Raw genomic sequence first — 14,172 nt, 5'->3', positions numbered from 1 at the left:
CGCCTCATGACTGCCTACCGCCGAACTGCCTGGCTCTACCTTCTGCTGCTGGTGTCTGTCATCAGCCTGCTGGCCTGGCCGGCATTTGTGCTGAGCAGTACTCTGCTGGCGTATTTCACGGCAGATGCCTGGCAACTGGAAGCCTGGACGCAGTTACCCAAACGCGTCCTGCTGCAACACTTTCTTGACGGCTATCAGCGCAGCCTGATCGTGGCAGTGCCTGCCGGCATACTGGCCGCACTGGACCATCTGCTGATGTCCCGCTTGCGCATCACCTGGTGGTTTCGTGGCATCCTGCTGCCGCTTGCGGCCCTTGCGCTGGCAAGCAGTCTCATGCCATCCGTCCCGGCTGCCTTGCCGACCCTGCTGGGCACAGGGCTGCTGCTGGCCGTGGCCTGTCGTCTGTTCGATCTGCTACTGGGCAGATTCTTTCGTGGAAGCCGCTGATGCGCAAGTCTCTACTGCTGTGTTCTGCCGCAGCCCTTTACCTGTCGCTTTCGGCACCAAGCGTCCGAGCCGATGACGCACTGCTGATCGGCGGCGGATACAATCTGCAGGGCTCGCAGGGTCAGATCGAGCTCAACGTCAAATGGGTTCAGGGCATACTGCAGGCGCAGGGTCTGAGCGTCTCCACCTACTTCACCGATGGCAGGGAAGCAGGGCCAGATGTGCATTACATGGTTGACCCCTCGACCCAATCCTCTCCATTGGAGGCTCTGGCCAGAGTCTTCGGCGACTGGGGACTGGAAAACCGGCGTTACCGGGAGAACGAGGTAGCCGAGGTGCTTGGCAGTACTCGGCGCAATGAGCTGGAGCCTCGCTTGCGCCAGATTTTCGAACGCGGCGAGGACGAAGAACTGTTGCTCGTCTACAACGGCCATGGCAGCCAGTCCTACACCACCCCCGATGAAGTGACCTTGAACCTGTGGGACGACACCACCCTGAGTGCCAGCGAGTTGCACGAACTGCTTGAACCGCAGCGCTCGGCCTTTCGTTTCGTCTTCACACAATGCTATTCAGGTGGATTCCATCGACTGGCCTACGCCGATTCTGCGCAGGGCAGCGAGCTGAGCGAGACTCCCCGCTGCGGCTTCACGGCGGAATCCGCCTATCGTCTGGCCGAAGGTTGCAGTGCCAGTATCGACACCGATGACTACCGCGATTACACCACATTCTTCTTCGCGGCCCTGTCCGGTCGGGAGCGTGGCGGTGACATCATCGGTCGCGACCCCGACCGCAACAAGGATGGCACCACCACCCTGCGTGAGGCCCATCTGTATACGCTGGAAGAAGCCTACAGCACCGATCTGTCGCGTTCGACCAGTGAAGATTATCTGGATCAGTGGCAACCCTGGTATCTGCGCTGGCTACCCACATCTGCCAGCCTGCCGGACAATGAGTATGCCGCCCTGTTTCGCAACCTGGCCACGCGTCATGACGTGGCTCTGAACGATGACACCCGAAACAACCTGCGACAGGCACTGGCGGATGCCGATCAGGCACTTGACTCTCTCGCTGGTGAGCGTCTGTCGCTGGAGCAGCAGATGCAGCAGTTGCAGTACCAGCTGCAATACCGACTGGTCGGACAATGGCCGGAGCTGATGGGACCGTATACCGCCGCCTACCAGAAGATGGCTGCTGATGGACTGCTCCGGGAAATAGCCGAACAGACGGAACGGCTGCCGGAATACCGGCAACTGCAGCAGTTGCAGGATCGATATGCAAGTCTGGACCTTGACATGCTGGACCGGGAACGTCAGGCCACGCAGTACCAGAAGATGATTCGATTACGCAGACTGGCGCAACTCAAGCAACAGCTGGCTGAACACGGCAGCGTACAGGAACAGGCCGACTATCAGGCCCTGCTGAGCTGTGAGGAAGCCCCGCTCACGCGTTGAGCGACTCCCAGTCCGACGATGGTTCGACGCGACCGATGATTTCACCGCGAGAATTGGTGACAGAAGGACGCAGATATTCACCCAGCACCTTGATCTCGTCGGAAGGCAGCAGACCCAGGCTCTGCAGGACCGCGCCGAGTGCCACACGGGCTGCCGCATCATTGCCATCATCGATCTTCAGTGCGATACCCAGGCCATGCTCTGGTATGACGGCCGTGTAGACACCGTCAGCACCCACCTTCACCAGAATGTGAGGAGCCAGCCTTTCCATCAGGGCCGTGCAGAGTCGCTCCTTGCCGGCCACCATGTAGGGATTGCTGGTGACCGCCGCGTGTATGCGTTCAACCGCTGTCCGGCGTTCACCAGTGAAGCGTGAGACATCCCCGAATCGTGCCATGGCCAGTGCGATACGCTGTAACGGAATGGCCAGCGTGGGAATGGCGCAGCCATCGTAGCCCCAGGGCAGTTGTGCCACCCGGGTATTACTGACGCTCTCCAGCACTTCGAACCAGCGTTGCTGCGCCGAATGGTTGTACAGACGGTAATTGCCTGTCTGTTCGCCGCGATGCTTGCAGGTGGACAGAAACCCCAGGTGCTTGCCCGAGCAGTTGTGGTGAATGCGTTGCGGACCTCGCCCTTCCGACATCAGTTCGAACTGAGTCGCCTGATGCATCGGCAAGGTTGCACCACACTCCAGATCATCATGCCCGCACTCGATACGTTCCAGCCAGTCCTGGGCCAGGCCGACATGAATCGGCTCGCCATTGTGCGAGGCGCAGGCCAGCGCGACATGCCGATCATCGAGCCCGAAGGCGTCGATGGCACCACTTTCGACAAAGGGGATGGCCTGCAGGAACTTGATGGCCGAACGCGGGAACACGGCGCGCTGCACATCCCCCATCGCCGCGATGACACGGCCCGACGCTTCAACCACCGCTACCGATCCGCGATGACGACTTTCAATGGCATTGCCTCGCCAACGATTGACCAGAACCGGATTCATGCAACACCTACCGCACGCCGCATCTCATCCAGCATGGGTCGACTCAACGCGCGCGCCTTCTCGGCACCCGTGTTCAGAACGGCATCGATCTCTGCCGGGTTGGCCATCAGTTCGTCGTAGCGTTGCCGCGGCTCGGCGAGCACGCCATCCACCAGTTCGAACAGTTGCTGCTTGGCATCACCCCAGCCGATACCATCAGCATAGGCCTGACGCATGGCCTGCGCCTGCTCCTCGCTGGCGAAGGCCTCATAGATCTCGAACAGGGTGTTGCCTTCCGGATCCTTCGGTTCGCCCGGTTCCTGCGAATTGGTCTTGATCTTCATGATCGATTTACGCAGCTTCCTGGCCGTCTCGAACAAGGGAATGGTATTGCCATAACTCTTGCTCATCTTGCGTCCATCGAGTCCGGCCAACACCGATGCCTTGTCATCAACCACCGCTTGCGGCATGACCAGCAGATCGCCGTAATGGTGATTGAAGCGCTGCGCAATATCACGCGCCATCTCCAGATGCTGCGTCTGGTCACGCCCCACCGGCACGTGCGTGGCACGAAACATCAGGATGTCAGCCGCCATCAGTATCGGGTAGCTGAACAAGCCCATGGTGATACCCTTGTCCGGGTCTGCGGCCTCGTTGTCGAGATTTTCCTGCACGACCGCCTTGTAGGCATGGGCCCGGTTCATCAGGCCCTTGGCTGTCAGACAGGTCAACATCCAGGTCATCTCCATGATTTCCGGAATATCCGACTGGCGATAGAACGTGGCGCGTTCGGTGTCCAGCCCCAGCGCCAGCCAGGCGGCCGAGATCTGCTGGCGGGAATCGCGCAGCAGCACCGGATCCTGATTCTTGATCATGGCGTGGTAATCCGCCAGAAAATAGAATCCCCCACGCTCCGGGTTGCGGCTGGCTTCCACCGCCGGCCGAATGGCACCCACATAATTACCCAGGTGAGGTGTGCCCGAAGTAGTGATACCGGTAAGCCAGGTTTGTTTCGACATGTGAAAGTGGTCTATTCTCTAACGTCCGCCGTCGCGGGTTTTGCGATGGGCCCAAGTGTACCAAGCTCAACTCGACTGAGCGCCGCCTTCTTCGATTCACTCAGCCATGACAACGCTCGTACACCCTTGCTGCACGGCAGCAGCCGATCACGCATGAGGGCAGCGCATGCGGTATCCCGAGACAGGATCAACCGGACAAGCCGTCACCCTTTTCTGATCCTCCTGTCCTGCCTGGCTGGCGGCCAGGCATGGGCAGACAGTCTGTCTGACCGACTGATCATGCTCCAGTCGGATGGCCGCAGCTATGTGGAGCAGCATGGCCTGATCAGCGATGATCAGTTACTGGTTGTGCCACTACCGACTGAACGCACCTCCCTCGAGATGCGCTTCTCGGGGCCGGAGTGGCTGACTTTCGCCAGTGCACACGAACGCTCACCCGACCGGCTGTCACTCTGGTCGGGGAGCGCCCTGACTCGCTTCCGACACCGTTACGGCGAGGGCCTTGCGGAACCCGAACCGGGCGTTTTCCAGCTGAACGCCGCGACTGAGCACGCCGCGGTGCAGTCCGATGATCCGGCAAGCATGCGATGGAGCATCAGCTGGATGCTGCCCGACAACGCTCGATTGCTCGATTTCGGCAGCCTCGATGGCGAGGCAGAGGGGCGCTGGAGCCGCAGTGGACCATTGCTTACCTATCAGCAGAGCGGCGGAATTTTGCCACCATTGACGCTGCGTTTCTCGTTGCGGCCGCTCTCCGCGGATTTCGACGCCGCCCTTGTGAGCGCCTGCCGTCTGCCTGATGCCTTCAGTGATGCCTGTTCCCCGGATGTGGATGGCGATGAGATCCCGGACTATCGTGACATTTGTCTACCGGTAGACAGCCAGGTGACGGCACTGGCCACTCCCCAGTTGCTGGCCAGCCGATTGCCCGACCCCGCGCGACAGAGACGACCGAGTGAAACGCCGCTGCAGCCTCTGCGAGCCCTCGGCTGCGACTCCCGAGACGTTGTCATGTTGTCCGGTATCCGTTTCAGAAGCGGGCAGAGCTATCTGGATGTGGCCGCCAGAACCGCACTGGACCGTGTCGCGCGTGCCTTGCAGCGACTACCCGACACCCGTTTCGAGATCAGCACCCATACCGACAATGCAGGCCGCGTGGAGCACAACCAGGCTCTGTCGGAAACCCGCGCCCGAACCATCCGTCACTACCTCGGATTGCGAGGTGTCGCCCAAAGCCAGATAGTGGTACGCGGGCTGGGCGAGACCTCACCCGCCTATGACAACGCGCAAGCTGCCGGGCGGCGGGCCAATCGGCGAGTGGAGCTCAGGGCAATCGAGCCGTGACACCTCACCAGGTGCCTGCGAACAACATGTTTGGCGGAACAGGGGTCTTCAATGCGTCGTTCGCCGCTTTTCAGCCTCGCTGCTGATGAGCGCGATATAGCCGAACAAGGCCAGGTGCGCGCTTGCATCGCGTTGCTTGAGTGACAGGCTTGCCTCACTGAATCGCGCCACCTGTTCATCGTGATCCCGCAGCAGTCCGGCCAGCAAGGCTCGATCTTTCTCACTCGGTTCGATGTTGTAGTTCTTCTTGCGGTTCTCCAGCACTTCCAGTTGCTCGAAATGACGCCGCTTGGTGGTTTCCATCGCATTGAAGGCCTGCCAGGCATCGGCAGCCACCCCGGCCAGCACCTCATCGGGCCGATCATTCGAGGGCTTGTCCCCTGTCTGGTCTGTCTGCTCGCTCATCGATACCGAATTTCCCTGATTGTCTGTAATTCCGGCCTCGAGCCCGCCACAGGAACGGCGAGATTCGATTGTCCGGTGCCTGCTGTTTATGACACACTCAAGGGTACACTCATCGTGACCACAGTCCAGAACTGTCGTGGACCTTTCTGCTTCACAGTCTGTCAGAAAACGCCGCTATGCCAGCGACATACAGGTGCTGTGGAGTGAAACCGCCAGCACTGCCGAACTGTGTCAATCTCTGGCGGAAGCTGCGCGATCGGGGGAGGTTGAACTGGCCATCATCTGGTTCTCGCCCACTCGTCACATGGCTGCGGACATCGTATCCAGTCTGGCAGAGCTGACCCCTGGTCTGAACTTCTGTGGCTGCTCCAGCAGCGGTGAAGTGACGCCTGACGGCATGCAGGAGCATGGCTTCATCGCCACGCTGCTACCGAAGCGCTGGTTCTCCACCACCACCATGGTCATGGCGGGCGTAGCCAGCATGGGGATGGACACCGTGGCCAAACTCACTGCCGACATTCGTAATCGCTTCATGCTGACGCTGGGTCCGGAAATCGATCACCACGGCTTGTTTGCCATGAATCTGATTGACGGCCTGTCCTATTCGGAAGAGAGAGTCACTGTCGCCATTGACCGTGGCCTGGACGGCATCCCGCTGATCGGCGGTTCAGCAGGAGACGACTTGCAGTTCACCACAACCTGGCAGATCAGCAATCTACGCACCATGCAGAACGCCGCCGTGCTGACACTGATTCAATGTCGCCTGCCCTACCGGATATTCACCAACAACAACTTCGTGCCGACAGAACACAAGCTGGTGGTCACCGAGGCCAACCCCGAACTGCGTTGTGTCAACGAGTTCAATGCCGAACCGGCTGCCATCGCCTATGCCAACGCCATCGGCATGAGTATCGATGAACTCGATGCCGGCAGCTTTGCCTCCTATTCGGTCATCGTGCGTTTCGGTGGGCGCTACTACTGCCGATCCATCCAGCGGTTGAATGAGGACCAGTCTCTGACCTTCTTCTGCGCCATCGACAACGGTCTGGTACTGACCGTGGCACGCTCCGAAGGCATGGTTGCCTCGTCACGCCAGGCCATCGAGTCGATCGAAACGGAAATCGGCCCCATCGATCTGATATTCGGATTCGATTGCATCTCTCGCAAACTCGATGCCCGTAACCGTCAGACCACCCATCGCATCACGTCACTGTATCGGGAAAAGAATTTCGTCGGCTTCAACGCCTACGGCGAACAGCACAATTCGCTGCATGACAACCAGACCATTACCGGTGTGGCCATTGGCACCCCCGGACCATCGGAACGCTATTGAACATGGGTGACGAGGAGCAGGAAGAGCTGCGCAAACTGCGCAAGATCAACAAGGCACTGATGGAACGCGTCGAGCGCTCCATGGATCAACAGGGAAATGCCTATTCACTGTTCCAGACAGCCATCGGTCTGGAAGAACAGGTGCGTCGACGAACCACGGAACTGTCCAGCACGCTGGTCGATCTGGAGAGTACCAACCACCTGTTGATCAAGGCCAAGAATGCGGCTGAACAGGCCAATCTGTCCAAGACACGGTTTCTGGCGGCGGCCAGCCACGATGTACTGCAACCACTGAATACGGCCCTGCTGCTGATGTCCACCCTCAGTTCCGCCCAGACCAGCGCGGAAGGTTCGCGTCTCTGCGCCCAGGTGGAGCACTCGCTGGAAACCATGGACGAACTGCTGCGCAATCTGCTCTACATGTCCAGACTGGATGCCGGTGATGTGCACCCCCGATGGCAGACGGTCTCACTGGATCAGCTGTTCGACTCCATCGCCTCGGATTTCGAACCGATTGCCAGGGTTCGCAATCTCGACCTCCGGGTCAGGCACAGCGGCCTGCATGTCTGGTCCGACCCCACCATGTTGCGTCGCACCATACAGAATATCGTGACCAATGCCCTGCGCTATACCCGAGAAGGCGGCGCACTGCTGATCGCCGGACGCCACGGGGATAAGGTACATGTCAGAATTGCCGATACCGGCATCGGCATCGAGCCGAATCGCTTCAAGGAAATCTTCATCGAGTTCAACCGCTGTGCCCCCGGGCAGAATGAACTGGATGGCTCCTTTGCCGGGCTGGGCCTTGGGCTTGCCATTGTGGAGCGCATGGTCAACGCCCTGGAGCTGCAGTTGACCCTCAACTCACGGGTCGGTCACGGCTCCTGCTTCAAGCTGACCCTGCCTTATCGAGAGCCCACCAGACTGCTTGGCACCGCTCGCCCGGCCGATCTGCTCAGCAACGCCCAGCTGGCCAATACGCGTATCCTGCTGATCGAGAACGATCTGACGGCACTCAAGGCCATGGACACCCTGCTCAGTCAATGGGGTTGCGACCTCAGACTCTCCAGTAGCGCTCAGGAGACCATGGACGCCTTGAACAATGACAAGAGCTGGGAACCGGATCTGATCATCGCCGATCAGCATCTGGACAACAATGAACGCGGTACTTCGATCATACGCATCGTGCGCCAGCTGACCGGCCGCCGCGTGCCGGCCGTCGTGGTCACCGCTGCTCCCTCTGACCGGCTCTGGAAAATGGCCGATCAGGGCCGGCTGGAAGTCATGCCGAAGCCGGTCAAGCCTGCCCAGCTGCGTGCACTGCTGATGCATCTGCGAACCCGGGCCGTCGAGCCAGCCACCTGAGTCGTTGCCAAGGTCGGGCGCATCCTGCGTGCCTGATTGTGCTTCCTTACTTCCTCACGTTCCTACTTCCTTATTGAGATACTGACTTGCTGACTTGCTGACTTGCTGACTTGCTGACTTGCTGACTTGCTGACTTGCTGCTCTGCTGACTTGCAGCTCTGCTGACTTGCTGCTCTGCTGACCTGCTGGTTCGCTGACCAACGTCACCCGAGAAAGCGCTTCTCCACATCGAACAGTTCATCCTGATCAAGCTTGGACACCTCGATGACCGCCTGGGTGCGACTGTGCACGCAAAGCTTTCGCAGTATCTCGGACACGTGCTTCTTGACTGTGGTGGCTCCGACATCCAGCTCATAGGCAATCTGCTTGTTCAGCAGACCCTCACGCAGCATGAACAACACCCGCAACTGCTGCGGGGTCAGACTGAGCAAACGTTCGATGATGCGTGCCTTGTCGCTGGACACGTCCACTTCCTGGCTGTTGACCAGCCTGTCGGGGACGTAGATGCCTCCGGCCATGATGACGTCTATGGCGCTGGCAAGGACCTCCCGCCCCAGAGACTTCGGCAGAAAGCCTGCCGCCCCATAGGTAATGGCTTCATCGATGATCTGCTCGTTCTCCAGCCCGGAGACCACCAGTACCGGTAAACGCGGATGCAGGGTTCTCAGGCGCAGCAGGCCCTCGAAGCCGCTGACTCCGGGTATGTTGAGATCCAGCAGGGCGATGTCGTAATCGCGATCGGCCTCCAGCACACTGACAGCTTCCTCCAGCGTGCTGACCTCACAGGAGGAAACACTCGGACAGGCCAACTTCAGGGCCGAGCTCAAGGCTTCCCGGAACAAGGGATGGTCATCGATAATCAGCACCTGCGATAGATCACTCATGCAAACCGACCAGGCAAATGGATAATGCTCTCATCCTACTCATGTGGTGATAACCTGACTATTCGTTTTTAGGCCCAGAAGACCGACTTCGAGCACTCCGTACACACTACTGCGCACACTTCATGGCGCGCAACATGTTATTTTGGATCAACCATGAGTGTCAGCCACCCAGCAAGGACAAGCCACAGCAGCACTGCATCGCTGCAGAATCCGGGCGACACGGCGCTGGACATTCATCAGGTGTGCTTCAGCTACGGCAACAGACAAGCCCTTGACGATGTCTCCATTCGCATTGACGCTGGCGAACGTGTCATGTTGCTCGGTGCCAACGGTGCTGGCAAGAGCACCTTGTTCTCCCTGATCTGCGGCCTGTTCGCTGCCGATTCCGGCAGAATCAGCATCAATGGCAAGCAGATACTGCGGGGGGCAGCCGCTCTGGCTCCCCTGGGCATCGTATTCCAGTCACAGACACTCGACCTGGATCTGAGTGTGGAGCAGAATCTGGCGTACTTCTGTGCGCTGCATGGCATCGAGCGCAAGACAGCCCGCCAACGGATAGAGCTTGCATTGCAACGCCTGGACTTGCTGGACAGACGCTACCACAAGGTACGCACACTCAACGGCGGTCATCGTCGACGAGTCGAGATTGCGCGAGCAACACTGCATGAACCCGGCATCCTGTTGCTGGATGAACCCACCGTCGGTCTGGATATCCCCACCCGCACCGAACTCATCGCCTATATACGCGAGCTGCCCGATACACTGGGCTGTGCGGTGTTGTGGGCAACCCACCTGATCGATGAGATTCACGAGAACGATCGGGTCCTGATGTTGCATCAAGGTCGAGTCCATCACGATGGACCGTCACAGCGGCTGTGTCACTCGGCCGAGGTGACGGACCTGTCCGAGCTCATGCATCAGGTCATGCACCCGTGATGCATTACTTGCTGGCCATGACCGGTATCGTGAAGCGCGAGCTGATGCGCTTCATACATCAGCGCGAACGCTTCATCGCTGCTCTGGTACGACCCCTGCTGTGGCTGGTCGTCTTTGCAGCCGGTTTCAGGGCCGCACTGGGTGTTTCCATCATCCCGCCGTATCAGACCTACATCACCTATGAGGTGTACATCGTGCCGGGACTCATCGGAATGATCCAGCTGTTCAACGGCATGCAGTCTTCCCTGTCCATGGTCTACGATCAGGAAATGGGCAGCATGCGAGTATTGCTGACGGCACCACTGCCACGCTGGTATCTGCTGCTGTGCAAGCTCATGGCCAGCGTCATGGTGTCACTGATGCAGATCGGCACCTTCCTGCTGCTGGCCTGGCTTGTCGGCATCGACTTCGCCTATGAGGGCCTGTGGCGCGCCTTGCCGGTCATGATCATCACCGGTATTCAACTGGGCTCTCTGGGTCTGGTCATCGCCTCCCTGGTCAAGCAGCTGGAGAACTTTGCCGGCGTCATGAACTTCGTGATCTTTCCCATGTTCTTCCTGTCATCGGCGCTGTATCCGATCTGGAAAATGCGCGAATCCAGCGACTGGCTGGCGCTGTTGTGCCAGTGGAATCCGTTCACTCATGCGGTGGAATCCATTCGATTTGCGTTCTACGGGCAATTCAATGCCACCTCCCTGCTGATTGTCATTGGTTGCACCGTGGCCTTCTTCCTGACCGCCAGCTGGGCCTACAACCCGGCCAGACGTTTCCGCGCCGGGCGTACTGCAGACGCCTGATTCAGCCTTCAGGGTTGCAGCTGTGCGATCAGTCCGGCCAGAAACTCACCTTGTCGCTGGTCACGCGGCGTATCGATGTCAATGCTCTTCACGATGCGTGCAGGACGGTCGCTGAACAGCAGCACCCGATCGGCCAGCATCGCCGCTTCCTCGACGTTATGCGTCACCATCAATGTGGTGGCAGGACGCAATCGCCAGAGTCGCATCAACAAGCCCCGCAGACGCTGCGCCGTCGCATCATCCAGCGACACGAAGGGTTCGTCCAGCACCAGCAGCCGGGGTTGCAGAACGAAGGCTCGAGCCAGAGCCGCACGCCGGGCCAGGCCCAGTGACAACTGGTTGGGGTAGAAACTGCGCAGCTCCGTCAGACCCAGTTCCTGCAGCAGCTCGTCAATCGATTCACCGCGACGGGAATCAGGCAGTACCAGGCGCACATTCTGCTCAACGGTACGCCAGGGCAACAGACGCGGCTCCTGGAAAACCGCCGCCACCGGTCCGTCGCCAGGCAGACTGATCTCGCCCTCGTAATCTCTGTCCAATCCAAGAATCATGCGCAGGGTTGTCGTCTTGCCACAACCGGATGGACCGACGATGCAGGTAAACGAATGCCTTGACAGGGAAAAGTCCAGCTTGTCCACCACATGCAGACTGTCACCGTCATCCAGCCGGAAACGACGCCCCCGGATGGCAACCCGCAAGCCCCCGTTCCCCAGCCCCTCAGACACGGGCAGCCCGCCAGCGATTGGCATGTCTGTCGAGCGGCTGCAGCAGGAAATACTCGACCAACAGCATCACGGCGACGAACGCCAGAGTGTAGGCCAGAATGGTGGCGACATCGAACAGCTGGAAATACAGATGAATCTGGAAGCCGACACCATTGGACCGGCCCAGCAGCTCCACGATGAGAACGATCTTCCAGATCAGTGCGATTCCGGACCGCGTCGCCGCCGCAAAAAAGGGTTGAAGCTGCGGCAGCACGACATGCCGCAGTCGTTTGCCGAATCCGAAACGATAAACGGCAGCTACTTCGGCGTAATCGCTTGACAGTGACCGAGCACCTTCACGCAAGGTCACCACGACGTTGGGTATCTTGTTCAGCGCCACCGCACCAATGGCCGCAGCCTCATTCAGTCCGAACCAGATATAGCTCAACACGATGATGACCAGTGCCGGAATATTGAGCAACAGGATCAGCCAGGGATCCACCAGACGATCGGCAAGGGGCTGCATGCCCAGCCAGATACCGATGGCCGAGCCGATGATCATGGCAACCAGAAATGCGGCAAACACGCGCAGCAGGGTGACGCCCAGATGGAACAGCAATTCGCCGGAACGAAACTCCACGAGCAGTGACTGCCAGACCGACAACGGGGTCGGCAGTGTATTGTCATTCGCCCACACGGCCACTACGGACCAGACGATCAGGAACAGCCCCAGCGACAGGCCGATCAGGCTCCAGGTTCTGATGCGAGAGCGCATCACGGAGCACTCCGGGCCGTCTGTTGCCTCATCCTGATTATAGCGGGGCACCACTCCAGTAGGTGCCTTCGGCCATCTCGCCAGAATCACCGACCAGTTTGCGTCCACCCAGTTCGCTCAGCACACCATGGATGATGCCGGCATCACGAACCTCATCATCGTGGCTGCGAGTCGGGATGCCTTCACGAAATCGATCCCGCAGCACCCGCAAGGCTTCAGGGCCATCCTTGATATCGCCGTTGTCCGCCAGACGCTGCCATTCCTCGTCCGATTCGAGCAGTATCTGCTTGGTCTCGCGTGAAGCCTTGACGAAGGCGGCGGCCGGATTTCCACTTGCCCAGTCATCGGCAAAGACATAGCCGATGGCAGAGACAGCCCCGCTGGAACCCAGGGCATTGGCAGCCTCTTCGGCGCTGACCAGACGACGGAAACCATCCGCCTCGAGTCGGGCACAGTAATGCCAGTAATTGAGCACGACATCCAGATCGCCATCGCGCGCCTTCTCGGCCAGCAGCGGCGGCGCACCGAAGACGATATCGTTTTCTGCAGCCAGATCGATGCCGTGCTCCTGCCGCGCCATTCCCTGCAACAGCAGCCAGCTCTTGTCCAGCGGGCCCCCAGCCACGCCGATACTCTGTCCCTTGAGATCTGCCAGACTCTGCAGCTTGCTGTCACCCGCCACCATCATGGAACCAACCGAGGAACTGTAGGGCACGAAGGTCAGGTCACGGCCCTCCGAGCGCTGACGCGACACCCACAGCCAGTCGGAGACAATGACATCGACTTCACCGCCCAGCAAGGCAATACGAGTGGCATCCCCCCCGGCAAAAGGCACGATTTCCAGAGTAAAACCATTGGCCTTGTCCAGACCATGATGCTGCATCGTTTTCAGTTCCCAGTTGACCGTACCGTATTTGAGCACGCCCACACGCACGCTGTCGTCTGCCAGAGCCAGCGAGAATGCCGAGACACACAACAACAGAGCACTCAATGCAAGGCGTTTGAAGCTCGCGATACTTGTTGTCATATTCTGCTCCCCTCCGGTTGTCATCGAATCAGTGTACACATTAGCGTGTCCTGCGAATGAAGACATTGCACATTGGTACCAGTGCCGTCGTACCGTCCTCAACGAGCGATCGTACGGTATCCTTCCCGGTTCGGCATCTCGATCGCTGCCAGTGTTGCAGCGTCGAGTAGTTGCGATTCATCCAGCAAATCGTTCAGAACCAGGAGATGCGCCAGCACGGCATACACCTGATTGACCGTCAGGGACGCCGGTTCATCCGGCGGCATGGCACGGTAGATGTAATCGAACAGGGCCGGAGCGGCCGGCCAGCGGACTGCGATACCCTTGTCCGGATAGGGCGTGCCGAGCGTGGCCCTGTCACCAAGCAGCTCTACAGAGCGCCCACCCTGTGCCTGACTACCATGACAGGAAGCACAGCGCTGCGCATACAGCACGGCCCCTTCGCTCGCACTCCCCTGACCCGCCGGCAAACCGCGACCATCGTCAAAGACATGCGGCGGCATCAGCACCTCTTCATCGTCTGGAAGCGACTGTCCCAAAGCAGGCCCCGGCCATTGCCCCTCGGGCAGGAAATACGAATCAGCCAGCGCCGACTGCCCGGAACTCAAAACCATCACCATCAGCAGTCCGGCCAGAGACAATGACGAACCTGACGCACCTGACGAACCTGACGAACCTGACGAACCTGACGAACCTGACGAACC

15 protein-coding genes are annotated in these 14,172 nt (G+C 59.4%); 7 read left to right on the top strand and 8 right to left on the bottom strand.

Going from position 1 to position 14,172, the window contains the following annotated elements; genetic code table 11:
* Window positions 1-6: 6 nt before the first annotated feature.
* Window positions 7-447 (top strand): hypothetical protein, encoded by a 441-nt coding sequence (locus tag ACUNV4_RS24760; RefSeq protein ID WP_430881329.1) that lies wholly within the window; start codon window positions 7-9, stop codon window positions 445-447.
* A complete protein-coding gene (locus ACUNV4_RS24755) occupies window positions 447-1,898 on the top strand; it encodes a hypothetical protein (protein WP_430881328.1) in 1,452 nt (483 codons plus the stop codon). The genes ACUNV4_RS24760 and ACUNV4_RS24755 overlap by 1 nt, the downstream gene beginning before the upstream one ends.
* Here the strand turns inward: ACUNV4_RS24755 and ACUNV4_RS24750 are convergent.
* Complete coding sequence (locus ACUNV4_RS24750) at window positions 1,888-2,901, bottom strand: asparaginase (RefSeq protein ID WP_430881327.1); 1,014 nt, start codon at window positions 2,899-2,901, stop codon at window positions 1,888-1,890. The genes ACUNV4_RS24755 and ACUNV4_RS24750 overlap by 11 nt on opposite strands.
* Entirely contained in the window at window positions 2,898-3,899 is a 1,002-nt protein-coding gene (locus ACUNV4_RS24745; protein ID WP_430881326.1) for a tryptophan--tRNA ligase, read from the bottom strand. The genes ACUNV4_RS24750 and ACUNV4_RS24745 overlap by 4 nt, the downstream gene beginning before the upstream one ends.
* A gap of 45 nt (window positions 3,900-3,944) precedes the next feature.
* On the opposite strand from ACUNV4_RS24745, the gene ACUNV4_RS24740 reads away from it, so the two are divergent.
* Window positions 3,945-5,243 carry an OmpA family protein gene (locus tag ACUNV4_RS24740; RefSeq protein WP_430881325.1) on the top strand — a complete coding sequence of 433 codons (1,299 nt, stop codon included), beginning with the start codon at window positions 3,945-3,947 and terminating at the stop codon, window positions 5,241-5,243.
* Between the two features lie 48 nt (window positions 5,244-5,291).
* Here the strand turns inward: ACUNV4_RS24740 and ACUNV4_RS24735 are convergent, their stop codons facing one another.
* Window positions 5,292-5,648: a hypothetical protein gene (locus tag ACUNV4_RS24735; protein ID WP_430881324.1), complete on the bottom strand. Its 357-nt coding sequence runs from the start codon at window positions 5,646-5,648 to the stop codon at window positions 5,292-5,294.
* 136 nt (window positions 5,649-5,784) lie between these two features.
* Here ACUNV4_RS24735 and ACUNV4_RS24730 point away from each other — a divergent pair, with 136 nt between their 5' ends.
* Window positions 5,785-6,981, top strand: a complete 1,197-nt coding sequence (locus ACUNV4_RS24730) for an FIST N-terminal domain-containing protein (RefSeq protein ID WP_430881323.1) — start codon at window positions 5,785-5,787, stop codon at window positions 6,979-6,981.
* A gap of 2 nt (window positions 6,982-6,983) precedes the next feature.
* The gene (locus tag ACUNV4_RS24725; protein ID WP_430881322.1) at window positions 6,984-8,345 is read left to right on the top strand and encodes an ATP-binding response regulator; all 1,362 of its coding nucleotides are present in this window, start codon (window positions 6,984-6,986) and stop codon (window positions 8,343-8,345) included.
* Window positions 8,346-8,548: 203 nt separating this feature from the next.
* Here the strand turns inward: ACUNV4_RS24725 and ACUNV4_RS24720 are convergent, their stop codons facing one another.
* The gene (locus tag ACUNV4_RS24720; RefSeq protein WP_430881321.1) at window positions 8,549-9,229 is read right to left on the bottom strand and encodes a response regulator transcription factor; all 681 of its coding nucleotides are present in this window, start codon (window positions 9,227-9,229) and stop codon (window positions 8,549-8,551) included.
* 153 nt (window positions 9,230-9,382) lie between these two features.
* Here ACUNV4_RS24720 and ACUNV4_RS24715 point away from each other — a divergent pair, with 153 nt between their 5' ends.
* Window positions 9,383-10,165: an ATP-binding cassette domain-containing protein gene (locus ACUNV4_RS24715; protein ID WP_430881320.1), complete on the top strand. Its 783-nt coding sequence runs from the start codon at window positions 9,383-9,385 to the stop codon at window positions 10,163-10,165.
* Complete coding sequence (locus ACUNV4_RS24710; RefSeq protein ID WP_430881319.1) at window positions 10,165-10,962, top strand: ABC transporter permease; 798 nt, start codon at window positions 10,165-10,167, stop codon at window positions 10,960-10,962. The genes ACUNV4_RS24715 and ACUNV4_RS24710 overlap by 1 nt, the downstream gene beginning before the upstream one ends.
* Window positions 10,963-10,970: 8 nt before the next feature.
* On the opposite strand, the gene ACUNV4_RS24705 is transcribed toward ACUNV4_RS24710, so the two are convergent.
* From ACUNV4_RS24705 to ACUNV4_RS24690, 4 genes are all read right to left on the bottom strand, one after another.
* Window positions 10,971-11,711: an ABC transporter ATP-binding protein gene (locus ACUNV4_RS24705; protein ID WP_430881318.1), complete on the bottom strand. Its 741-nt coding sequence runs from the start codon at window positions 11,709-11,711 to the stop codon at window positions 10,971-10,973.
* Window positions 11,680-12,441, bottom strand: coding sequence for an ABC transporter permease (locus ACUNV4_RS24700; RefSeq protein WP_430881317.1), 762 nt, complete (start codon window positions 12,439-12,441; stop codon window positions 11,680-11,682). The genes ACUNV4_RS24705 and ACUNV4_RS24700 overlap by 32 nt, the downstream gene beginning before the upstream one ends.
* Window positions 12,442-12,478: 37 nt before the next feature.
* Entirely contained in the window at window positions 12,479-13,468 is a 990-nt protein-coding gene (locus ACUNV4_RS24695; RefSeq protein ID WP_430881316.1) for an ABC transporter substrate-binding protein, read from the bottom strand.
* Between the two features lie 98 nt (window positions 13,469-13,566).
* Window positions 13,567-14,172 (bottom strand): c-type cytochrome (locus ACUNV4_RS24690; protein WP_430881315.1); only part of this gene is annotated, 606 nt, incomplete at its 5' end.

This window comes from Granulosicoccus sp. 3-233 (assembly GCF_052681095.1).
This window is presented reverse-complemented; position numbering and strand designations above follow the sequence as displayed.